The sequence below is a fragment of the Sphaerochaeta sp. UBA5849 genome, from assembly GCA_002432715.1.
In the GTDB taxonomy this organism is placed as follows: Bacteria; Spirochaetota; Spirochaetia; order Sphaerochaetales; family Sphaerochaetaceae; genus Sphaerochaeta.
This window is the reverse complement of record DJGJ01000017.1, coordinates 1-21,989: the sequence shown is the minus strand read 5'-3', so window position 1 is coordinate 21,989 and position 21,989 is coordinate 1. Positions and strand designations below refer to the sequence as shown.

19 protein-coding genes are annotated in these 21,989 nt (G+C 53.4%); 5 read left to right on the top strand and 14 right to left on the bottom strand.

Annotated elements, in window-relative coordinates; translation table 11 throughout:
- Positions 1-31 precede the first annotated feature (31 nt).
- Positions 32-676, top strand: coding sequence for a hypothetical protein (locus tag B3K89_RS02075; protein WP_293891400.1), 645 nt, complete (start codon positions 32-34; stop codon positions 674-676).
- Here the strand turns inward: B3K89_RS02075 and B3K89_RS02070 are convergent.
- The 4 genes from B3K89_RS02070 to B3K89_RS02055 form a co-directional block, all read right to left on the bottom strand.
- Positions 636-1,076, bottom strand: coding sequence for a hypothetical protein (locus tag B3K89_RS02070; protein WP_293891397.1), 441 nt, complete (start codon positions 1,074-1,076; stop codon positions 636-638). The two genes, B3K89_RS02075 and B3K89_RS02070, sit on opposite strands and share 41 nt — an antisense overlap.
- A 29-nt stretch (positions 1,077-1,105) precedes the next feature.
- Positions 1,106-2,035, bottom strand: a complete 930-nt coding sequence (gene cysK, locus B3K89_RS02065) for a cysteine synthase A (protein ID WP_293891394.1) — start codon at positions 2,033-2,035, stop codon at positions 1,106-1,108.
- A 93-nt stretch (positions 2,036-2,128) separates the two neighbouring features.
- A complete protein-coding gene (locus B3K89_RS02060; RefSeq protein WP_293891391.1) occupies positions 2,129-2,545 on the bottom strand; it encodes an RrF2 family transcriptional regulator in 417 nt (138 codons plus the stop codon).
- Positions 2,542-2,949 (bottom strand): RrF2 family transcriptional regulator, encoded by a 408-nt coding sequence (locus B3K89_RS02055; RefSeq protein ID WP_293891388.1) that lies wholly within the window; start codon positions 2,947-2,949, stop codon positions 2,542-2,544. Before B3K89_RS02055 ends, B3K89_RS02060 begins: the two co-directional genes overlap by 4 nt.
- Positions 2,950-3,092: 143 nt before the next feature.
- On the opposite strand from B3K89_RS02055, the gene B3K89_RS02050 reads away from it, so the two are divergent.
- On the top strand, positions 3,093-4,130 hold the full coding sequence (locus tag B3K89_RS02050; RefSeq protein ID WP_293891385.1) for an AbrB family transcriptional regulator: 1,038 nt from the start codon (positions 3,093-3,095) through the stop codon (positions 4,128-4,130).
- A 2-nt stretch (positions 4,131-4,132) separates the two neighbouring features.
- On the opposite strand, the gene B3K89_RS02045 is transcribed toward B3K89_RS02050, so the two are convergent.
- The 7 genes from B3K89_RS02045 to B3K89_RS02015 all read right to left on the bottom strand — a co-directional run bounded on the left by B3K89_RS02045 (position 4,133) and on the right by B3K89_RS02015 (position 12,274).
- On the bottom strand, positions 4,133-5,647 hold the full coding sequence (locus B3K89_RS02045) for a DUF1846 domain-containing protein (RefSeq protein WP_293891382.1): 1,515 nt from the start codon (positions 5,645-5,647) through the stop codon (positions 4,133-4,135).
- A gap of 11 nt (positions 5,648-5,658) precedes the next feature.
- A complete protein-coding gene (locus B3K89_RS02040; protein WP_293891379.1) occupies positions 5,659-6,204 on the bottom strand; it encodes a DJ-1 family glyoxalase III in 546 nt (181 codons plus the stop codon).
- A 14-nt stretch (positions 6,205-6,218) separates the two neighbouring features.
- Positions 6,219-7,295, bottom strand: a complete 1,077-nt coding sequence (locus B3K89_RS02035) for a 3-deoxy-7-phosphoheptulonate synthase (RefSeq protein ID WP_293891376.1) — start codon at positions 7,293-7,295, stop codon at positions 6,219-6,221.
- Positions 7,296-7,338: 43 nt separating this feature from the next.
- Positions 7,339-9,159: an AMP-binding protein gene (locus tag B3K89_RS02030; RefSeq protein ID WP_293891373.1), complete on the bottom strand. Its 1,821-nt coding sequence runs from the start codon at positions 9,157-9,159 to the stop codon at positions 7,339-7,341.
- Positions 9,156-9,929, bottom strand: a complete 774-nt coding sequence (locus B3K89_RS02025) for an MBL fold metallo-hydrolase (RefSeq protein WP_293891370.1) — start codon at positions 9,927-9,929, stop codon at positions 9,156-9,158. Before B3K89_RS02025 ends, B3K89_RS02030 begins: the two co-directional genes overlap by 4 nt.
- The gene (locus B3K89_RS02020) at positions 9,929-10,264 is read right to left on the bottom strand and encodes an arsenate reductase family protein (RefSeq protein ID WP_293891367.1); all 336 of its coding nucleotides are present in this window, start codon (positions 10,262-10,264) and stop codon (positions 9,929-9,931) included. Before B3K89_RS02020 ends, B3K89_RS02025 begins: the two co-directional genes overlap by 1 nt.
- A 90-nt stretch (positions 10,265-10,354) precedes the next feature.
- On the bottom strand, positions 10,355-12,274 hold the full coding sequence (locus B3K89_RS02015; RefSeq protein ID WP_293891364.1) for an AMP-dependent synthetase/ligase: 1,920 nt from the start codon (positions 12,272-12,274) through the stop codon (positions 10,355-10,357).
- Between the two features lie 219 nt (positions 12,275-12,493).
- Between B3K89_RS02015 and asnS the strand changes: the two genes are divergently transcribed.
- Complete coding sequence (gene asnS, locus B3K89_RS02010; protein ID WP_293891361.1) at positions 12,494-13,882, top strand: asparagine--tRNA ligase; 1,389 nt, start codon at positions 12,494-12,496, stop codon at positions 13,880-13,882.
- Between the two features lie 31 nt (positions 13,883-13,913).
- On the opposite strand, the gene B3K89_RS02005 is transcribed toward asnS, so the two are convergent.
- The 3 genes from B3K89_RS02005 to B3K89_RS01995 are packed head-to-tail and all read right to left on the bottom strand — an operon-like array spanning position 13,914 to position 17,383.
- Positions 13,914-14,474, bottom strand: coding sequence for a helix-turn-helix transcriptional regulator (locus B3K89_RS02005; protein WP_293891358.1), 561 nt, complete (start codon positions 14,472-14,474; stop codon positions 13,914-13,916).
- A gap of 25 nt (positions 14,475-14,499) precedes the next feature.
- Positions 14,500-15,039 (bottom strand): YaiI/YqxD family protein, encoded by a 540-nt coding sequence (locus B3K89_RS02000; protein WP_293891355.1) that lies wholly within the window; start codon positions 15,037-15,039, stop codon positions 14,500-14,502.
- A gap of 4 nt (positions 15,040-15,043) precedes the next feature.
- The gene (locus B3K89_RS01995; protein WP_293891352.1) at positions 15,044-17,383 is read right to left on the bottom strand and encodes a glycoside hydrolase family 2 protein; all 2,340 of its coding nucleotides are present in this window, start codon (positions 17,381-17,383) and stop codon (positions 15,044-15,046) included.
- Between the two features lie 124 nt (positions 17,384-17,507).
- On the opposite strand from B3K89_RS01995, the gene B3K89_RS01990 reads away from it, so the two are divergent.
- Together B3K89_RS01990 and B3K89_RS01985 are read left to right on the top strand one after the other, a co-directional pair.
- Positions 17,508-19,166 (top strand): diphosphate--fructose-6-phosphate 1-phosphotransferase, encoded by a 1,659-nt coding sequence (locus B3K89_RS01990; RefSeq protein ID WP_293891349.1) that lies wholly within the window; start codon positions 17,508-17,510, stop codon positions 19,164-19,166.
- Positions 19,167-19,499: 333 nt separating this feature from the next.
- A partial coding sequence (locus B3K89_RS01985) for a beta-mannosidase (RefSeq protein WP_293891346.1) occupies positions 19,500-21,989 on the top strand: 2,490 nt, incomplete at its 3' end.

Sequence of the window (21,989 nt, the reverse complement as noted above, 5' to 3'; positions counted from 1 at the left end):
TGTACCTGTACAAAGAAGAGAGGACGCATGAATGAATTGCATTGAACATATCCGTTACAACCATCTGGTGCATCAGCGTGGGGAATTGCTGCATCTCTTCGATCTAGGGCAGCTCAAGCTCATAGGCGGCATAGCAGCCTGCTTACCGTTGCAGGATTTCTCGCTGCTCTACCCTTTCAGCTTTGCCGATCTTCACCTGGCCGACCACCCGCAGCTTGCCGGGCAGTACTCATCGCTGCAGCAGATTGAGCAATGCAGGGTCCTGGATGCAGCCATCGAACTGGCAAAGGAAGGAGAAGCCAAGGCCATGGTTGCTGTATCGTATCAAAACGGGATGGTCTGCTTGTTGGGGATGGGAAAGCAGGAGCAAACATTGATTGAACGCTCCAAGGAGTATCTGGCAAGTCCCTTGCTCGCCACCATGGTCGACCGGACGCTCGAACCTGATTTATACCAAACACTCCAACAGGCGACCAAGGCCTTGGATCTTGAGCAAAGAGAGACTGAACAGTGCACCATTTGCACCACATCCTGCAGTGAAGAGTTCTTCATTGAACATGTTTTGAGCTTTCCTCTTCATGCAGAGTTCACGCTCTCATGGGGTCCGACCAAGGACCGCTACGGCCGTTTGCTTCCTACCTACCTTTGCGAGGCGACTGTGAACTCACCTCGATGAAGCCGTTGAACAGAATGGAAAAGTTGCCGTTTTGGCTCGGCAGGGAGAGATTTTGGGACTTGGTGTTGATGAGCATGACCGGTGCATACATGACGAGTGCCTGTTCAAGGCGGGCTGCCTTGAGCACCTCTTTTGCAACATCCGACCTGAGCGAGGGAGTGTGGGGATACATGGCAGCCTCAACCACGACCCACCACAGTGCCTCACCCTTCTTGATGGCTTTCAACTGGGGAAAGCGGGTTTGGCTTTTACTGCGGAAGATGATCTTGAATTGTCGCGACTCCAAGACCTGCTCAACATGGGCGACCCCCATCATGTGGAGCGCTTGGTCGCTCAAGAGACGATAGGAGGCAGCCGTTCGGGCTGCTTGGATATTTGGGTATCTGAACAGCTCTCTCATACCCTAGTATACCATGAATATGCCGTTTCTCAAGCCTCGCTGAACAACCAGGTCGAAAGATAGCGCTCTCCGGTATCCGGCAGCATGACCACGATGGTTTTTCCTGCCCACTCGGGCTTCTCTGCATACGAGAGGGCTGCATGCAGGGCCGCACCGCTCGAAATACCAACCAGCAGACCATCAAGTTTGGCCGCCTGCCTTGCTGCATCTCCAGCCCTTGCATCCTCGACGGTGCAAATTTCATCAACAACCGAACGGTCGAGCGTAGCGGGTACAAATCCTGCTCCGATACCCTGTATCTTATGGGGTCCGCCGTAGCCTTCACTGAGTACGGGGCTGGTCGCAGGCTCCACCGCCACAATCTTGACTGAGGGATTCTTCTCCTTGAGATAGCGGCCTACTCCGGTGATGGTCCCACCGGTGCCCACCCCTGCTACAAAGAGGTCCACCTGCTGTCCGCTGTCCTCCCAAATTTCAGGCCCGGTTGTTGCATAGTGAATGCCCGGGTTGTCAGGATTCTCAAATTGGGACGGAATGAATGAATTGGGGGTGTGTCGGGCGATTTCCTCGGCCTTGGCAATGGCACCCTTCATGCCGAGCGATCCGTCGGTGAGCACCAACTCGGCTCCGAGGGCGCTGAGCAGCTTCCTGCGCTCGATGCTCATTGTCTCAGGCATGGTAATGACAAGACGATAGCCTTTCACAGCGGCGATATAGGCAAGACCGACGCCGGTATTCCCGCTGGTCGGTTCAATGATGACCGACCCGTTCTTCAACTGTCCTCGCTTTTCCGCACCTTCAATCATCGCCAGGGCGATTCGGTCCTTCACACTGGACAGGGGGTTGAAGCTCTCCATTTTCACCAAAATGTCAGCCTTGGTTGTGTTGAGCCTATTGAGTCGAATCAAAGGGGTTTTCCCGATTTTCTCGGTGATGTTCTGGTATATGTGTGCACTCATGGCAAACAGCCTCCTCCCGGTATGGGTCTATATCCTATTTAATCTGTAGATATAATAGTAATTACAGGAAGCTCCTTCGTCAAGCCCCCTCTTCTAGATGACATAGGTGAACCATTGTGCCTTGGTAACCTCACAAAGCGACAAACCTTCAAAGACTTTTTTCACCTCTTGGTCGAGTTTCTGATAAAAATGCAGACGAATCACTCGTTCGATGGCATTCTCTTCACTTCCTGGAGGCTCCTCAAAGGCAATGTTGCCTTCAAGCAAGTCCAGGACATCATAGATCATGATTTCCTCGGAGCTGCGCCCAAGCATATAGCCGCCTCCAGACCCTTTCACCGAGGTGAGAAAACCACCCCGGGTAAGCAGCAATGCCACCTGTTGCAGATATTTCTCACTGAGATTCTGACGCTTGGCAACCACGGTAAGGGCGATAGGCCCTTCGTTGGCATGTTCGGCGATATCGACAAGCAATCTCAGGCCGTAACGCCCGCGCGTTGAAATTTTCATATACCGCCTCCCGCCTCACTCTCCACCAAATGAGATGCCAACTCCTGGATGGTTACCTGGCTGGAAAAATCCACTACGGCGCTCTGCAGCAGTGACCAGATCTGATGGGTCTTGCAGGCATCGGTACGAGTACAGTTTTTGCAGGGAGCCGGCTCGAAATCACCTTCGCTGGCGGCAAGCACCTCTTTGCAGGTGATATCGGCCTTGGCAAGACGGTATCCACCCTGCACTCCCCGTTCAGCCTGCACAAGGCCTGCACGACGAAGCGGAATCATCAGCTGCTCCAGATATCCGCTGCTGATGCCGGTGGCTTCACTGATACTGCGAATACTGCAGTTCTCCCTGCACGTGGCCAGATAGACCATGGTTTGGAGGGAGTACCTTCCTTTTGTCGATAATTTCATATCTAGAAGGTATCAGTACCATAGAAGCACGTCAAGCAGTCAATCATCCATCCAATGTTCCTCCAAAGCAAAACTTGTGATACAATCAATACCCAATCGGGCGGTTGCCATGTTCAATTCATCATATATCACAAGGATTCCTTATGAATTTACTTCTTCTTGTGCTGCTGCATATCATCGGTGCCCTTGGTGGTTTGTTGTTGAGAAAACTGAAGCTGCCCGCGGGGGCTCTTGTCGGCGCCATGCTTGCAGTCATGAGCATCAATAGTTTCACACCGGTGTTTCCAGCCTACCCCCATGAGCTGAGAGTACTTGTGCAGATTGCCTCGGGTCTGGTCATCGGAACCAGGTTTTCCCGCTCCGATGTACAATCACTGAAAACCATGGCCCTGCCGGTCATCGTGTTGGTTACGGTTCTTTTGGCCACCAATTTGGTTTTTGCCTTTCTGATGGAGCATTCCACCTCGCTGAGCTTCATGACTTCCTTTTTCGCCTGCGCCCCAGGAGGAGTGTCCGACCTCGCCCTTGTTGCCTCAGATTTCGGTGCTGTCATGGAACATGTAGCCTTGCTGCAACTCTTCAGACTCACCTTGGTGATCATTGTATTTCCTCCAATGATCAGGTCGATGCTGAAAATCAAGCAGCCTGGTGAAGCACTCCAACATGCAGAAAACCGAAGAGAGAACAGAAAAAACAGGATGTTGCACTACATCCCTACCTTTCTCTGCGCCCTCTCTGGAGGGCTGCTTTTCTACCTGCTCAACATTCCTGCAGGAGCAATCCTGGGTGCCATCATCGCTGTTGCCATACTGAACATTGCCAAACAGAGTGCTGCCTACCCAGCCAGTGTCAAAGTACTGGTACAGATCTTTGCCGGCACCTACATCGGCAGCAAAATCACAGCCCAAACCTTTCTGGAGATCGACATCCTGTTCGCCCCCGCTCTCATCCTAACCGTCGAACTCTTTGTCATGGCATTCCTTACCGCCTACATCCTTCACAAGGCATGCAAAATGGACTGGGCAACAGCCCTCTTCTCATCCACTCCGGGAGGCATTCAGGAAATGGGCCTCATCAGCGATGAGTTGGGACTACAAACCCCCAAGATAGTCCTGATGCACACCTTCCGCATCCTGGCTGTCCTGGGGGTCCTTCCGGTCCTTGCCGGCCTGTTCGGCTGAGGTCAGGCTGGATTATACAGATTCGAAGTCGGGAACCGAGGTTCGCTGGTCACATTCAGCACGAGCTTGCGCAGTCCTGAGGAGTCGCCGGAGGATGGTATGTGCGTCATATGAACCTCGCAGCCGTTGAGGGCGGGAAGCACTGCCGAGGCACGCTTGGCCTCGTTGCTGATTGCACAGCTCATCGCCAGGCAGATGAGCACCTCATCGAGATTCAGGCTCACCCCCCTGCCCTTCAGTACATCACGCTTCATGGCGGTCACCGACTGCACAATGGCTGGAGAGATGAGATCCACTTCATGATCGATATTTGCCAGCACCTTTACGGCATTCAGAATCAAGGCTGAGGATGCATGCAGGAACGGAGAGTTGCACCCCGTAACAATCCGCCCGTCAGGCAGTTCGATGGCGGCAGCGCAGACTATGCCGTTGAGGCCTTTCCCCTTGGCAATACCGGCCTCAAGGGCTTTCTGTGCGGCAGGGACAACCGAACGGTCGTTGATGGAGAGCTTGGCGCCTTCCATGATCGACCGGCTTCGTTCCACAGTCTCCTTGCTTCCGATGCCTTGCACATATTCACACGCAGAGCGGTAGTAGCGTCGGATGATCTCCTGCTGGCCCGCCTTGCGGACCACCGCATCGTTGATGATCCCGAATCCGCAGCGGTTGACACCCATATCGGTCGGGCTCTTGTACAGGCAATCGGTTCCAGTGATTTTCTCAAGTATCCTGTTGAGCAGGGGATAGGCTTCCAAGTCACGGGAGTAGTTTACCGTGATGGTCCCATATGCACTGGCATGAAAATGATCGATGAGGTTCTTGTCCCCAAGATCGGCGGTTGCACTCTCGTAGGCGATATTGACAGGGTGGTCGATCGGCAGGTTCCAAATCGGGAATGTCTCAAACTTCGAATACCCGCTGCGTCTGCCCTCCTTGTAGTCATGATACATTTGTGAAAGGCAGGTTCCCAGTTTGCCCGATCCCGGGCCCGGTCCGGTGACGATGACCACCGGATGATCCGTCTCAATATAGGGATTGGCCCCATATCCTTCGTCACTGACTATCAGGTCGACATCGTTGGGGTAGCCGCGGGTAGCCTTATGGGTGTATACACACAGGCCGCGCTGCTCGAGGATGTTCTTGAAGTGAACCGCCCCGGGCTCCTCGTCAAATCGGGTGATGACCACACGGGTGACGGTCAACCCCCATTTGGAAAAGTCATCAATCATCTTAAACACATCGGTGTCATACGTGATGCCGAAATCACTACGCATCTTCCGACGCTCGATATCACCGCTGTGAATGCAGATAATGACATCAATCTGGTCTTTCAAAGACTGAAACACCCGCATCTTCACATTCGGATCAAAGCCCGGGAGCACCCGGGCTGCATGGTAATCGAAGAGCAGCTTTCCCCCACATTCGAGATAGAGCTTTCCGTCGCTCTGTTTCACCCGTTCAAGGATGAAATGCCTTTGCTCGGAAAGGTACTTCTCGTTGTCAAACCCAATTTCCATGCTTTGCACCCCTAAAATATGACTTGCTCTGCAATTGCATCCGCAGTCTTCTGATCAAACAACGCTGCAATGATAGCCAGGGAGAAGTGCATCGCACTGCCGGCGGCCTGGGCTGTAATCAGCCTGCCATCGGTGATCACCCGCTCATTCTCCAGTTTCAAACCAGGACAATACTCTTCGGTGGATGGATAGCCGGTAACCCGCTTTCCTTCTAGCAGGCCGGTCTTGCCCAGCACAACAGCAGGAGCTGCACAAATTGCTGCCACCACACCTGTTTGCGCAGTCTTGATCACCGCTTCCAGAACGCTGAACGATGATGCAAGATTTTGAGAACCCTTTCCGCCTCCGGGTAGCACCACGCAGTCGAACGAGTCATCCATGCATTCACTGAGCAGCCGGTCGCAACCGACAACCAAACCGTGCGAGCCTTTGACCATCATATCATCAAGTCCGGCCACCACCACCTTCGCCCCGCTTCTGCGAAGCAGGTCGATGGGAGTGATTGCTTCCACTTCCTCAAAGCCTTCAGCGAGAATCACCAAAACAGAAGGAACCATACAACCTCCCCGTGCTACAGCGGTTGAACACTACCGCCTTCGAGTCGAGCCTTGCGAAGCAATTCGCAAGCATGTAGCAATATTCTCTGGGTTTCGTCCCATCCGATGCAGGCATCGGTAACGGAAACCCCGTACTTGAGCTGGGTCAAGTCATCTGGAATCTTTTGGCAGCCGCTCAGAAGGTTGCTCTCCAGCATGAAACCGCGAATCGCCTTCTCGCCCCAGCATACCTGGTCGATGATCGAGCGCAACACCCTTTTCTGCCTCTCATAGTTCTTGCGGGAGTTGGCGTGACTGCAATCAATGATGATGGCCGGCACAAGCCCCTCCTTCTGGAGAAGCAGGCGGGCGCTCTCCACATCATCCTCGTAGTAGTTGGGGCTCTGATCCCCTCCCCGAAGAATCAGGTGGCAGCAATCGTTGCCGGTCGTGCGGAAAATTGCACTCGCCCCCTTCCCGTCCATACCGATGAACGACGCAGGTTGATGGGCACTCTTTATTGCATTGACTGCGCTCACCAAATCCCCGCTGGTGCTGTTCTTGAAACCCACTGCGACGCTCAAGCCGCTGGCAAGATTACGATGAATCTGGCTTTCGGAGGTTCTTGCCCCGATGCTGGACCAACTGATCAGCTCATCTATGTACTGGGGGATGATGGGATCAAGCACTTCACAACCGACAGGAAGCCCGATCTTTGCAATTTCAAGGAGCAAGGACCTTGCCAAGGCGATACCCCCGCCGATATCGTAGCTTCCATCCATCTTTGGATCAAGGATAAGTCCTTTCCAGCCGCCGACCGTCCTGGGCTTCTCGAAATACGTGCGCATCACCACAAACATCTCATCCTCGATCTCGAAGGAGAGTGCCTTCAGTTTTCTTGCATACTCAAGGGCTGCAACAGGGTCATGCAGAGAACAGGGACCCACGATTGCCAACAATCGCCGGTCCCTCCCTTGGATGATATCATTTACCGTCTGCCGACTCCGGTGTATGGAATCGCTGGTTGCCTCATCCACCGGAAACTGGGTGTACAGTTCATCCGGGGTGGCAAGAGCCTCCACCTTTCGAATCCTGATGTCTACGTTTGCCATGGTTTATCCTTTCAGAAGATATACCACACCAACGGGCCAAGACTCAAGTCCGTTGTTTCTCCTTCGACCCATCATCCTTGATTCTTGAGTAAAGGAACCGCTTGATCTTCTGCGTGGGCGTTCGCTGGAACGGCTCTTCCTGCAGCTCGACAGCACTGATCCTGCTGAAGGCGCTGAGCTCCTTGTTCACTTCCTCACGAAGCTTTGCCACATATTTGAGCGCCTCGGCCTTTGCATCATTGACGTTGACCGCCATTTTTTGGGCGAACAAGTCAAAGTCGATCTTCACCAGGGCAATCAGGCCCCCGTCCTCGGGAACGACCAATGACTCGGTGACAAAACTCTGATTGTTGATGACCGCCTCAATAAGCTCGGGATAGATGTTCTCACCGCCGCTGCCAAGAATCATCGTCTTGGTTCTTCCCATGATGGAGAGTCTGCCGTGCTTGTCCAGATGCCCCAAATCACCGGTCCTGAAATACCCGTCGCTGGTAAAGACCTCGGCATTGAGGGCGGGGTTGTCATAATAGCCCTGCATGACATTGGGGCCCTTGACCAGAATTTCTCCTACCTTGGTGACCGGATCGGGATTCTCAAGCTTGACATCCACGTGTTCGACTACTTTCCCGATGGTTCCGACAAAATGCTTCTTCGGCAGTCCGCCGGCGATCAGGGGAGCGGTCTCGGTCAGACCATACCCGATGGCATAGGGGAACTTTGCATCACTGAGAAACTGTTCCACTTCACGGTCCAACGGGGCTCCCCCTATACCAAAAAACTTGAGCCTTCCGCCGAAGGTCATCTTGAGCTTTCGCCCGATGACTCGGCAGATGAAGCGGCGGACAACGGGGTATTTCAGCCATTTTTGGAGGTTCTTGTTATCCCTGAGTACAGGAAGCACCGAACTGCGGTACACCTTCTCCATGAGCAGGGGAACAGTCATGACAATCCTGGGCCTGACCTCCTTGAGGGCGGGAAGCAGGATGGATGTAGCCGGAGCCTTGCCTAGGTACACAATCTCACAGCCGCACATCAACTCCAGGATCTGGCCGGTGGTGAATTCATACACATGGCTGATGGGGAGTATGGAAAGCACCTTGTCGCCGGGCTTCAGGTTCACATACACGTCGGTGGAGACGTCGGCATTCCATACCAGATTCTTGTGGGTGAGCATGACGCCCTTGCTGTTCCCCGTTGTCCCGCTGGTATAGATCAAGGATGCAAGGTCCTCTTCCCTGGCAAGAGAGGCCCGCCTGAGCTCCTCGGCCTTCTTGTCCAGTTTGCGTCTCCTGATATCCCGCCCGGGAGCCGCAGCGAACTGCTGCCTGTCGACCAGCTGGCTGCTGATGGGATCGGGTATGTGGAAGAGGTCTTCCATTCGCACCAACAGCGACGGATTGTCCTTCACGAAGGGAATCACTTTCTCAAAATGTTTTGCATTGACAACGATTCCCTTTGCCTTGGAGTGGGCCAGGATCTGGCAGGCTTCCTTTCCAGAAAAATCGGGAAGAATAGGCACCGCGGTACATCCGATGCTGGTGATACCGAAATATGCGATAAGCCAGGTAGGACAACTCTCGCCCATGATGGCGATGCGGTCGCCTCTGACATACCCATGCTCGAGCAAAAAGACGCCGATGGCATCCTTCATGGTTTTCAGCCCGGCATAGGTCACCTCACTATCGTCATCCCCATAGGTGCGAAGCGCAATGCGCTTGGCATTCCTGCTGACCGTGCATTCAACCACCGACTCCATTGTGTATTCGGTGACAGTCTTCATGGTCAGGCCATCTTCTCGTTTCAGCTTGCGAATCTTACGATACGACCATACGATTTGTTTTTCTTTTTTCTTCTTCTTTTTCATAGCGCCTCCGGCTGTGGACCATACCATTGGTTTTTATGGCACACCGTGAACGGGGTTTGGATAGTCCGGCGTGCTGCTTTCTCCAAGAGGGCGGGATCATTGTTAACATCTGATAAATGGATGAAATAAATGTGGTTGCCGGCAAACCCGCTATCCTTAAGGAAAAGCAGGGCTTGCTCGTTTGATAGATGGCCGTGCGAACCATCGATGCGTCGCTTCAAATAGAGCGGATACGGTCCGGTTTCCAACATCCGCTTGTCATAATTTGCTTCCAAAAAGAGGATGTTTGCATCCTTTGCAAGTTGTTTATGCTCGACGGTGGTAAGACCGGTATCGGTAAGAACCATCAGATTCTGGTCCTCATAGGTGATGAACCATCCAACCGAACCGGCACTGTCATGGCTTGTTGCAAAACAGAACAGGCTGAAAGGTCCGATTTCGACCACCTCAAACGGCTCGACCGGGAAAACCTGCTGAAGAGGGATGCCGAGCTTTGCAAATTGGTCGGGCTGCTCGAGCATCGAGCGAGAGCTGATGTATGCCCCTGCAGGTTGCCTGCGGCACAAGATTCCAACTCCTTTTGCATGGTCAGGGTGCAAATGGGTTACAAACACAGCCTGGACGGTTTCCAAGCCGATGCAAAATCGCTCAAGCCTGCGCTTCAGCTCAACCACACTGTAGCCTTGATCGATGAGAAAGGAGACGGTCCCATCGGAAAACACATAACTATTTCCACTGGAACCACTGCCTAGAACAGCGTATTGCAACATTACCGCGCTCCCCAGTCGGTTATCACAGCAAGGTCGTAGCCGACATGGACACGGCCGCCGGACCGAAGGATGGGTGTCTTCAACAACACTGGATGCTCAATTAGTTCCTCTTGAGCATCGAAATCACGATATTGGTAGCCTTGCTTGCTATAGTAAGCGCTCTCACTGTCGACCAGTGAGAGCGGATCGTGGGCGGTAAAAAGCGATTTCCATTCACCTGCTGAGAGCTCCCGCTCAGCCAAGTCTACAAATTGGAACGCGATGGTGCGCTCCTTGCAGGCACGTAAGGCCTTTGCTGTCTCCTTGCACTTCTTGGTGCCGATGATCTGAATCATTGCATCCCCTGACTTCCGATGTATTGTATTTATAGTATAGGAGTCAAGGGAAAAATGCAAGAAAGCTGACAGCTGCCAAGAACGTGTCATTCAGCTGACGAACAGTTCCTTAATCTCGTTTTGATACAGCTTCTGGATTTCAAAGCGCTTGAGCTCTTGCTTGGCGCTCAGCTCCTTGCCTACTTCAAAGCTCTTGGCAAGCAGGTGGAACCGTACAATGTGCTCAAAGCTCTTGAAACCATGCTTGCTGTTCACAATCTCGCCCACCGTCTTCTCGATGAGCTCCTTCACTTCCTTCATGGAGGCTAGTTTATCTGCAAGGTAGGGAATCTGCTTCTCGGTCAGATACTCCTCGATCCGCTTCTTGTTGAGGACGATCAAGGCACCCAAATACTTTTGGTCCTGCCCAAGAACTACAGCACTTTCGATGAATTCGCTCTCACAGAGCTTCGCTTCAATGGGAACCGGCTCAAGGTTCTCGCCGCCGCTGAGGACAATGGTATCCTTTGCACGCCCGCAGATGGCGAACTCACCGTTGTGAGTCCACATGCCAAGATCGCCGGTATCGAGCCAACCATCCTTGGAGAGGACGCGGTCGGTGAGATCCTGACGCTTGTAGTAGCCCTTCATCACCTGCGGTCCCCTTATCATGACGACACCCTTCTGACCGGGCTTCACCTCGTTTCCCTCTTCATCGACGATACGCACCTCGGTTCCTTCCAACGCGGTGATGGTTCTCTTCACTCCATGGGCGAGCGGCCTTATTGCAACAACCGGGGCGCTTTCAGTCAAACCATACCCGTCGAGCAACTTGATGCCGATCGAAGCAAAGAAGAGGTCCACCCCCTCGCTGAGTGAGCCGCCGCCGCTCACCCCGGCAATAAAGTTCCTGCCGAGTTTCTGCTTGACCTTGGAGAACACCAGCTTGTCGCCCAACTTATAGAGCGGGTACAACAGGATCGTCGGTAAAAATGAACGAAGTATGTCGAACAATCGATTGTGTTTTTGGAAGGTAGCCACCTCACCAAGGAGCAGGTCCTTATTGCGGCTGTACAGCCTTGCTACCTGTACAAAGAAGGCAAACAGGCCTTTGGCAACCGGACTCTTATTCTTCATGCTGGCGAATACGCCCGCCTTCACAGCCTCCCAAATCCTGGGAACAGAGCCCATCCACTGGGGGTTCACCGCAACAAGGTCGGCAAGCAATACCGAGGCAAGCGGTTTTGAATAGGCGATGGTGGAAGCGTTGCTGATGATCACATACTGCAGGATGCGCTCGAAAGAGTGCCAAACGGGAAGAACGCTGAGCCATCTTTGGCCGGGGGCCAACTGTTTGATCAACTTGGGAACCGCCTCCAGCTGGTAGGCAAAGTTCTTATGGGTGAGAATGACACCTTTCGGATCGCCGGTGGTGCCGCTGGTGAAAATGATGGTGGCCGTCTCATCGGCGGTTCCCTTGCGGCGTTCTTCTTCGATGTATTGGGTGATGTTGCGGTCATTGAGAAGTTCACGCCCCTCCTGGATCAAGCTGCGATAGAGCAGGATCTCAACACCCTGGGGCACGACGATATCCTCAGCCATCTCCCCGCTGAACTCCTGGTCCATCACAATCAGATGCTTGAGATCAGGCAGCTTATCCAAAAGATTCACAATTTTACGAAGCTGGACGGCATTTTCCACAAAGCAAAATCGAGCCTCGGTAACACTGAGAATGAAGCTGATTTCATACGGCATCGCATCGCGGCCTCTGGGGACATCAGCTGCCCCGAGGGTGAGAATTGCCAGATCGCTGGCAAGCCATTCGCTGCGGTTGTCGCTGATCAAACCAATGAGGTCGCCCCGTTTCACTCCCCGCTTGGCGAGGGAGGCTGCAAGACTGTTCACCTCACTGGAGAGCTCGGAATAGGATACCGAAGTAAAAACACCATGCTTATCCTTGCTCATCTGCACGGCATAGGCAGGGTACTGATTTACGATGTGGGCAAATGTCTGAGGTATGGTCTTATACATGCAAGGCCTCCGTGTTGTATTCTATCTATTATATATACACTATTTCATTTTTTGTCAATCTGTCAAATACAAGCACAATTTCTATGTATATCATGTATTATCAAGGCCGATGCACCGCAATACAAACAACAGGGTTTCACCGGTTGCATCTTGATGAATATTGACTATCCCAAGGCAAAGCAACCATAATGGCGTAATTACAAGAAGGAGTTTCGACCCATGAAAGAACGTATTTCAGCATTGCTCAAGAGAACACCATCTACAGAGATAGTCACAGCCGAAGGTTGGGTGAGAACCAAGCGTGACAGCAAGAATGTATGCTTCCTTGAGGTGAATGACGGTTCGTGCCTGAAGGGTCTGCAAATAGTCATCGACAAAGACAAGCTCGCAGATCAGAGCATCCTGGCTGGTATCACCACCGGCTGTTCGGTTATCTGCAGAGGCCCGATAGTGGAAAGTGCCGGCACAGACCAAGCTGTCGAGATGGCCTGTAGTGACATCACCTTGGTCGGAGAATGCCCGGTGGATACGTATCCTTTGCAGAAGAAACGCCACACCATCGAGTACCTGAGGGAAATCTCCCACCTCAGGGCAAGGACGAACATGTTCGGAGCGGTGGCACGGGTGCGAAACACGCTCAGCTATGCCGTCCATCAGTTTTTCCAGGAACGCGGGTTCGCTTATGTAAACACCCCGATCATCAGCGCCAGCGATGCAGAAGGCGCCGGCGAACAATTTTTGGTGACCACCTTGGACCTGAACAACGTTCCGAGGACGGAGGATGGGGCGGTCGACTACTCCAAGGATTTCTTCGGTCGTGAAGCCTTTCTCACGGTGAGCGGGCAGCTTGAAGGCGAGACATATGCCATGGCCTTGAAGAACATCTACACCTTCGGGCCCACGTTCCGAGCCGAGAATTCCAACACCAAACGCCATCTTGCAGAATTCTGGATGGTTGAACCGGAAATGGCCTTCTGTGAACTCGACGGCAACATGGAACTTGCCGAGGCCTTTTTGAAATATCTCTTCAAGACAGTACTGGAGAAATGCCCTGAGGATATGGCCTTCTTCAGCAAGTTCGTGGAAGCGGGCATGGAGCAGACCCTGCGTCAAATCGTGGAGACTCCCTTTGCCCACATGACATACACCGAAGCGGTGAAAGAGCTGGAGAAACACAATTCCGGGTTTGAATTCCCGGTGGCTTGGGGCAACGATTTGCAGAGCGAGCACGAGAAGTTCCTGACAGAGGTGGTGTGCAAGCGCCCGGTCATCGTCACCGACTATCCGAAAGAAATCAAGGCTTTCTATATGAGGCTCAACGATGACGGAAAAACGGTCCGCGGCATGGACGTCCTGGTCCCCCGCCTGGGAGAAATCATCGGAGGCAGCGAACGAGAATCGAATCTGGACACCCTCATCGAGCGGATGCAGCAACTCAAGCTCGATCCCAAGGATTACTGGTGGTACCTCGATTTGAGGCGATTCGGCTCCGTACCCCATGCCGGCTTCGGTTTGGGATTCGAGCGTGCTGTGCAGTACATTACCGGTATGGGAAACATCCGTGATGTCATCCCCTACCCCAGAGCCCCTAAACTCGCAGACTTCTAGAGCTGCAGCGGTGGAATACTCCACCGCTTTTTTATTGCACACACACCTGCTTGAGCATGGCCCATACCACCAATTGGCTGGTGGTATGGACTCCACTTTTCAAGAACAAATGTTTCTTATGAGCTATGACAGTCGACCGTTTGATCCCAAGACTGCCGGCGATGGAATTCATATCCTGACCGCTGAGCATAAGGGCGAGAACCTGTTGCTCCCGTCTGGTCAGCAGGACCGAATGCTCCTGGACACACGCCGGTTCGCTGGTGTCGGTCACAAGAAGCAGGGCTTGTTGAAGGGAAGCAGTGGAACAGGAAAGACTTTTGGTACGGCATCGCTCATCGTCAAGGAGGCTGAACATTCCAATGAGTGCCGGGGGACAGAACAGCAGCAGGGAAGGACAGCAAAGGTGTTGTTTCAAATGAAGGGCCGACGGCAGGTCGCGTGCAAAGCAAATCACCGGCTGTGCATATTCGGTCTTTCTTTCTGTCTCGAGCTTGTGGCATTCCAGCTCAAGAAACGAGAACGGGGATAAGCGGCAAAGCAGTTGCTCGCGCTCCAGACTCGTATGATAGAGAAGCAGGGCTGTTCGTTTCATCACCCTTGAAGAACAGACGATGCCCCTATTGCTTCAGCATTGCAGTCAACAACGAATCGAAAGCATCGCTGAACGCCTTGATCTGCTTGTTTCCCATACGCTCATGCTTTTCGGCAAACAAGCCCATCTCCCTGAATTCAGTCATTGCATTGCGCACCGAAAGCCGTTGGGCCATATTTTCACGGGTATACGTCTTGCCTCGGTCGTCCAGGACCGTCAATCCTTTCTCGACCAACCGGCTTGCCAGCGGAATGTCATGGGTGATGGCGATCGCCGGGGGTGTAGCGTTCTCAACAATCCAATCGTCGGCACTATCCATGCCAGGCTGGACAACAACCATGGTGATGGGGCTTCGTATCGCACGCAGGGCCATCTCATCACGCTCTCCGGCTTTCCTGGCGGCATTGCGAAGCTCGGCGGTATGCATCTGACAGGCTTGCTCGATATCCTTCAGGGGACGGTCGGCGACAAAGCATGAGACAAGGTTGTTCCTCATAATTGCACGCAGCACAATCTGACGGAGATTCTTCGGGCAGGAATCGGCATCAACATACAATTTCAACATGGTGTCAGCGTACAGTAAAAGAAAGGGTTGTGTCACCCAGATTCGAGTGGACCGTCAGCGTCGCTTTTCCTGCTTTTCCAACCGTCCGTACATACACAACCGCACTTCCGCCTATGGTACAGTCGGTATCCGGGCTGCTTAAGGCAAGCGGACCGTCGATGCTGACGGCAAATGCAATATTGGCATAGCTTAACGGAAGCTGCTGTCCCTTTTTCACCACCTGAAGCCGAACAGCTGCCATATCATAGGTGGACAGGCCTAGTGAGAGGTCGGTTGAGGAGCTGAGCAGGCGCAAGTCCGGCTTGATGCCCGCCCTCAACACCTCGACTGCAGCCACCTCATTGTCGATCAAGCCCTCGAAACGCCAGACTGCCTCCTTGCTTCCCCAGTTTCCTACATACGTGGAGAACAAGCGTACTGCATCGCCGTAGTTCTTGCGGTGCCGCATAAGGAACAACCCCATCTTGAGGGTGTCGAGCATCGTCAGTTTTACAGCCTGCCTGCCTACCTTGCCCAAGAGGCGGGAGAGGCTTTTTCGCTGCCTTTCATTCAAATAGGATTCTGCCTTGAGCCGTTCGCCGATGAAATCCCGGATGATGACCGGACTATGGGCAAGGTGGGGGAACTTTTTGCGATCGGGGTGGAAAATACCGACCAAATCATCGTTGTACCACAGCCGGACCGCCTCACAATTGGTAGCGACCACTGCTTGGTCCAGACATGCATTGGGATGGTCCCCTCCTTCCATGCTGGAGAGGACGCACACCATGGGCGGCCCGTCCAACTGGCTCTGGTATGCATACGCTGCGGCCTTGGGGTTTCGGGCGAGATCGAGAACCCCATGATAGCAAATCTGATCCCCGCTTCCGAAATTGGCATGGGTGTAGTAGTCATGCATACACCAGCCTATGGCTCCACTCAGTCCTTTGGTAGAGACCGCTGCATCAAGAATCTGATAATGCCTCAGGGCATGCTCGCTTCGCATCATCGGCGGGTCGAACCGCTTGACCGGATAGATATGCCCGCAGTATTCGCTCACCAAATACGGTGCATCCTTGGAACAAATCTTCGACTTCTTCATAAGCCCTCTTCCTTTACCGGCATAGGAGAAGTCGTTGTAGGTATACACATCCTCCAAGAACTCGCTGTGTTTGAGATTGCGCACCCCGCCGGTCTGTCGATGGGGATCGATCTCATGAGCCAGTGCATTCGTTGCTTCATACAGCTGCCGGTCATCGGCCGATTCATTGATCCTCACCCCCCACAGAATGATGCTGGGATGGTTGCAATCCCGCTCGATCATCGCCCGGGTATTCTCAAGACAGGCAGAACGCCAACCGGCCTCTTTGCCGATGTGCTGCCAACCGGGAATCTCCTCGAAAACCAGGAGACCCAACTCATCACAGGCAGAGAGAAAGCTGCAATCCTGCGGATAGTGGCTGGTTCGTACCAGATTCACTCCCAGTTGCTTGAGCAGCCTTGCATCCTCCCGCTGCAGGCTTGGTGGTGCTGCATACCCGAGGTACGGATAGTCCTGGTGGCGGTTCAAGCCGACCAGCTTCAGCTTGCTGCCGTTGAGATAAAAGCCATCGGCCCTGAACTCAGCCGACCGGCTGCCGAAACGGATCATCCGCTGATCCTTGTCGGCAAGCTTGATGTGCATCGTATACAAATAGGGATCGTCCAAGCTCCAGCGCCTGAGTTTCAGCTCTTCGAAGGCCAGGGAAAAAGAGCCGTTTTCGATGGTGGTTTCCGACCGGGCCAGCAAGGACCGTCCGTCATACAGCAAGGCTGTCACCCCAAGGGCATCACTATCGACCGCCCTTCCTTGCAGCTGGACAGAGGTATCGGATTTGCTGCTCACCGACAGGAATGTCAGATGTTCCTTTTCGGTGACAACCAGGGTAACCAAGCGATAGATGCCACAAAATGAGAGATAGTCCATGCTTCCCCCAAAAGGAGGAAAGGCCGGATCTTCGGTGGCATCGACAACCACTGTCAAATCAAATGCATGCAAGGTTCCCAAATCAAGGGTATAGGGCAGATAGGCACCTTTGCTGAAGCCGACCAGCTCGCCGTTGCAGTAGAACTTTGCACTGTTTGCAATGCCGTCAAACCGGAGAGAGAGCAGCTGTTCCGCCTTTTTTGCAACAGAGAAGGCGCGCCTGTACGTAGAGAATCCCTCATACGAGAGCTCTTGGCGGTAGCCAATCCCAAACTGATGAGGGCTGTGCGGCAGGTCCACCTGCTGCCAGGCCGAATAATCGTAATCGGCTTGGAGAAACGCATCCTCGAAACCCGGATGGAAATACCAACCATCGTTGGCGTCAATCTCTTGGTACATACTCAGCCTCCTGCCTCCTGTATACCAGCCTCACGGCCGCCAAGCAAGTGCTCACGCTTGAAACACACGGGCATTTTGTTCTATGGTTAGCATGTTCAGATACTTTAATCATGAGGAGTTCATTATGGACATTTCCCCTTTGCAGCAGGCCCGTTATGCATATCAGCCTAAACTGCCCGCTATTCTCAGGAAGGACATCACCAGCATTGCACCCGCGTTTGGCGAGGCGACCGGCGCTGCAACCGATGCTGATGCAGTCAAGGCACTGTTCCCCCATACCTATGGGATGAGCCGGGTCACCTTTACTGAAGGCGACAACCAAGCCATCACTGCACGGCGTAATGTCGGAGTCATCCTCAGCGGGGGCCAAGCTCCTGGAGGACACAATGTCATCAGCGGCCTGTTCGACGCCCTCAAGGCTGCAAATCCCGAGAATATCCTCTACGGATTCAAGGGAGGCCCCTCCGGCATCCTGGAGGACTCCTATCAGATCATCACCAGTGAGTTTCTTGCCCCATACCGCAATACCGGCGGATTTGACATCATCGGCAGCGGTCGCACCAAGCTGGAAACCCAAGAGCAGTTTGAAATCTGTGCCAAGGTTTGCAAGAAGCATGACATCAGCGCCCTGGTCATTATCGGAGGCGATGATTCAAACACCAATGCAGCAGTCCTTGCCGAGTATTTCCTGGAAAAGAACCATGGAATCCAGGTCATCGGCTGCCCCAAGACCATCGACGGGGACCTGAAGAACGAATTCATTGAAATCTCGTTTGGTTTCGACACCGCCACGAAGACCTACAGCGAACTGATCGGCAATATCGAGCGCGATGCCAACAGTGCCAAGAAGTACTGGCATTTCATCAAGCTGATGGGCCGCAGTGCAAGCCATATCGCTTTGGAGTGCGCCCTCGAGACCCAGCCGAACATCTGCCTCATCAGTGAAGAAGTGGAAGCAAACAAGCAGAGTCTTGTCGGCATCGTCGAGGATATAGCCCAGGCGGTCAGCGCCAGGGCTCTGGATGGGAACAACTTTGGTGTTGTGCTCATTCCCGAAGGCTTGGTTGAGTTCATTCCCGAGATCAAGGCTTTGATTGATGAGATCAACCATCTCCTTGCCAAGGAAGCGACAGCATTCAATGCCTTGACCGACAGCGATCAGCATGTTGCGTTTGTCAGCTCCCGATTGAGCCAAAGCTCACAGGCCGTATTCACCATTCTCCCCGATGAGATTCAAAAACAGTTGCTGATGGACCGCGACCCCCACGGAAACGTCCAGGTTTCACGCATCGAGACCGACAAGCTTCTTGCATCAATGGTTGAGAATCGGTTGAAGCACATGAAGGCTGAAGGAACCTACAAAGGAAAATTCAGCTCGATGACCCACTTCTTTGGCTATGAGGGCCGCTGTGCTTTCCCGACCAACTTCGACGCCGATTACTGCTACAGCCTCGGGTACAATGCCTTCTGCCTGATCGGAGCCGGCTTGAGTGGATACCTCAGCTCGGTCACCAACTTGTGCGCCCCCGCCCAAAATTGGAATGCAGGCGGCATTCCCATCACCATGATGATGAACATGGAAGTCCGCCATGGTGCAAAGAAACCTGTAATAAAGAAGGCGCTGGTTGAACTGGAAGGAAAGCCGTTTACCTACTTTGCAAAGCACCGCAGCCGATGGGCACGCGAAACTTGTTTCACCTACCCCGGTGCCGTACAGTACTATGGACCGAGCGAGGTATGTGACAAAACCACCGTCACCTTGGTCTTGGAGCAATCCAAGTAGGTGACAGAAACAAGACCGGGCAAGAGAGCCCGGTCTTGTTTCATTCAGCCGCTTGTACAGATCCTTCCCTTGTACGCTCTGTCGGTTGATTGTTGCAAAAGCAAAAGAAGGGTGTGTGTTCCAGATACTCAAGGCAGGAATCAAGCCCGGACAGGCGCACGCAGAATCTGAGATCGTTCATGTCTGTCTTGTGCCTCATAGTGTGAAGCCTGACCATGCATGTTCGGCTTTTGCCACATGGCAACAGTATGGGTTGGAGGGATGCTGCTCTCAAGTTTTTTCAACGCACGACAGGCTCCGTGTGCTATACTCAGCCATCGGAGGTCGTCTTTCATGCTTACACTCGATATCAATGGAGTCTGGAATCTGCAGCCGCTACACAGGGAAAACATCGCACCTTATACCAAATATTTCCAACATCAGGCCCATATACCTTGCACCCTGCCAGGCGATATCCACTCAGCCCTGCTGGAAAGCTCGGTCATCAGCGATCCCTATATCGGAACACAGGAACTGGATATCCAGTGGGTCGGCCGCAATGATTGGGTGCTTGAGCGAACATTCCTGGTATCAGAGGAGATGCTTGCCGACAGAAGTGCTGTCCTCACCTTGACCATGGCCGACACCATCATCAGTGTATGGGTGAACGGCAAGCAGGTCGGCAGCTGCGACAATCAGTTCAGGCGCTGGCGTTTTGATGTCAGTGAAGCACTGACAATCGGGGAAAACTCCATCAAATTGGTCTTTACCAGTGCAGAGTCCCATGCCCTCGCACTGGCTGAGAAGCTTCCCTACCCCATACCCTACTCGGTGTATCCGGTATCAGCCAAGCATCGGAACCTTGTTCGAAAAACCCAGTGCCACAGCGGCTGGGATTGGGGTCCATGCATCTTGAGCTTCGGCATCTACGAACCGATCCAGCTCGCTTTCGTCGACGAAGGAATCATCGAGAGCATCACCTGTACTACCAACCTCCTTGGCGACGACAGCTGGAATTTGGTTGTCGATGTAGTTTTCAATGCAAAAAAAGCACTCAGCCTGCCTTGCAGTGCAACCTGCGGCAGTGCCTCACAAGAGGGAACCATCGAGACCCACGTCGGTCTGAATAGAATCACCTTCCGTCTTGTCTGCAACAAGGTACACCCATGGTGGCCCAACGGCGAGGGCAAGGCTGTATTGTATCCTCTGCAGCTTGCCATCGGCGCTCAGAAAGCAACCAAGCGCATCGGCTTCAGAACCTTGGAGGTCAAGACAGAGGAAGATGCAGAAGGCGGAAAGGGCATGGTTTTCTCGGTGAACGGCCGGGACATCTTTGCAAAAGGTGCCAACTGGATTCCCCTGGACGCCTTCATGGGCCGGCTCACGCGTGAACGCTACGATCAGCTGCTGCAGTATGCCATCGATGCAAACATGAACATGTTGCGCGTCTGGGGAGGCGGCCTGTACGAAAAGGAGGACTTCTACGAGCTCTGTGACGAGAAGGGCATCCTGGTGTGGCAGGACTGCATGTTCAGTTGCTCCATGTATCCTTCCGATCCGGCTTTCCTTGCAAATGTCGAAGCCGAGCTGCGCTATCAGGTGCCCCGCCTGCACGACCACCCGAGCCTGGCATTGTGGTGCGGCAACAACGAGGACCTGGGAGCCATCAGCTGGTACGAGGAATCGTGCAGGAACCGTGACCGCTACGTCGTCGACTACGATCGCCTCAACGAGGGTGTGGTCGGCAAAGTCATCAAGGAACTCGATCCAAGCCGCACCTGGTGGCCCAGCAGCCCCTCGGCCGGAGAAGGGGATTTCTCCGACAACTGGCACAGCGACAAACGAGGCGACATGCACTTCTGGTCGGTCTGGCATGAAGGCAAAAGCTTTGAGGAGTACTACTCGATCAAGCCGCGCTTTGTCAGCGAATTCGGCTACCAGAGCTTCCCCTCCCTGTCCACAGTCGCCACCTATGCCCAAAAGTCCATGTGGAATCTGACCAGCGTAGAAATGGAACACCACCAGAAGAATCCACGAGGCAACTCAATCATCATCGAAAACTTCAGCCGCTACTACCGCTTTCCTTCCAGCTTTGAACAGATGCTCTATCTGAGTCAGGTCCAGCAGGCTGCAGCCATGAAGATGGCCATCGAGTACTACAGGACCACCATGCCCCGTTGCATGGGGACGCTGTACTGGCAGCTCAATGACAACTGGCCTGTCGCTTCCTGGTCATCAATCGACTATACCGGCAAGTGGAAGCTGCTGCACTATGCCGCAAAGCGTTTCTACGCTCCCGTCCTGCCGATCGCATATCATAAGGAGGACGGCAAAGTCGAGGTCTACATCGTCAACGACGGGCCGAAGGCCGTCGAAGATGCCAAGCTCTCGGTGAAGTTCTGTACCTTTGATGCACAAAAGCTGGGCAAGCAGGAGTACCGCCTCACCATCGAACCGAAGAGCAGCACCCATATGTGCACCATCGACTTGAAAAGGAATCATAAGCTGGACCGCAGGAAAACCTTCATCTACATCAAGCTCAAGAGTGACGACCTGTACATCGAGAACTGCCTGCTGTTGGATAAACCGAAGGCATGTGAACTGCTTGACCCGCAGTTGCAGACCCAGGTGGAGAAAGTAAGCGGAGGGTTCGCCGTTACGGTAAGCTGCACCTACCCCGCTTTTGAAGTAGCCCTCGACGCCCAGGACCTGAAGGGAGTTTTCAGCGACAACCTCTTTGCAATCCGGCCTACCGCCCAAAAGGTGGTCGTCTTCAAGACCCAGGAGAAAATCACCCTGAAGCAGTTCAGGGAGAAGCTCAAGGTTTTCGACTTGTACAACAGC

Coding starts and splice junctions, on each gene's coding strand:
- B3K89_RS02075 (WP_293891400.1), top strand. CDS start 32: ATGAATTGCATTGAACATATCCGTTACAACCATCTGGTGCATCAGCGT.
- B3K89_RS02025 (WP_293891370.1), bottom strand. CDS start 9,929: ATGTTGCAATACGCTGTTCTAGGCAGTGGTTCCAGTGGAAATAGTTAT.
- B3K89_RS01990 (WP_293891349.1), top strand. CDS start 17,508: ATGGACATTTCCCCTTTGCAGCAGGCCCGTTATGCATATCAGCCTAAA.
- B3K89_RS02070 (WP_293891397.1), bottom strand. CDS start 1,076: ATGAGAGAGCTGTTCAGATACCCAAATATCCAAGCAGCCCGAACGGCT.
- asnS (WP_293891361.1), top strand. CDS start 12,494: ATGAAAGAACGTATTTCAGCATTGCTCAAGAGAACACCATCTACAGAG.
- B3K89_RS02035 (WP_293891376.1), bottom strand. CDS start 7,295: ATGGCAAACGTAGACATCAGGATTCGAAAGGTGGAGGCTCTTGCCACC.
- B3K89_RS01995 (WP_293891352.1), bottom strand. CDS start 17,383: ATGTACCAAGAGATTGACGCCAACGATGGTTGGTATTTCCATCCGGGT.
- B3K89_RS02000 (WP_293891355.1), bottom strand. CDS start 15,039: ATGTTGAAATTGTATGTTGATGCCGATTCCTGCCCGAAGAATCTCCGT.
- B3K89_RS02020 (WP_293891367.1), bottom strand. CDS start 10,264: ATGATTCAGATCATCGGCACCAAGAAGTGCAAGGAGACAGCAAAGGCC.
- B3K89_RS02055 (WP_293891388.1), bottom strand. CDS start 2,949: ATGAAATTATCGACAAAAGGAAGGTACTCCCTCCAAACCATGGTCTAT.
- B3K89_RS02030 (WP_293891373.1), bottom strand. CDS start 9,159: ATGAAAAAGAAGAAGAAAAAAGAAAAACAAATCGTATGGTCGTATCGT.
- B3K89_RS02005 (WP_293891358.1), bottom strand. CDS start 14,474: ATGAAACGAACAGCCCTGCTTCTCTATCATACGAGTCTGGAGCGCGAG.
- B3K89_RS02050 (WP_293891385.1), top strand. CDS start 3,093: ATGAATTTACTTCTTCTTGTGCTGCTGCATATCATCGGTGCCCTTGGT.
- B3K89_RS02045 (WP_293891382.1), bottom strand. CDS start 5,647: ATGGAAATTGGGTTTGACAACGAGAAGTACCTTTCCGAGCAAAGGCAT.
- B3K89_RS02060 (WP_293891391.1), bottom strand. CDS start 2,545: ATGAAAATTTCAACGCGCGGGCGTTACGGCCTGAGATTGCTTGTCGAT.
- cysK (WP_293891394.1), bottom strand. CDS start 2,035: ATGAGTGCACACATATACCAGAACATCACCGAGAAAATCGGGAAAACC.
- B3K89_RS02040 (WP_293891379.1), bottom strand. CDS start 6,204: ATGGTTCCTTCTGTTTTGGTGATTCTCGCTGAAGGCTTTGAGGAAGTG.
- B3K89_RS02015 (WP_293891364.1), bottom strand. CDS start 12,274: ATGTATAAGACCATACCTCAGACATTTGCCCACATCGTAAATCAGTAC.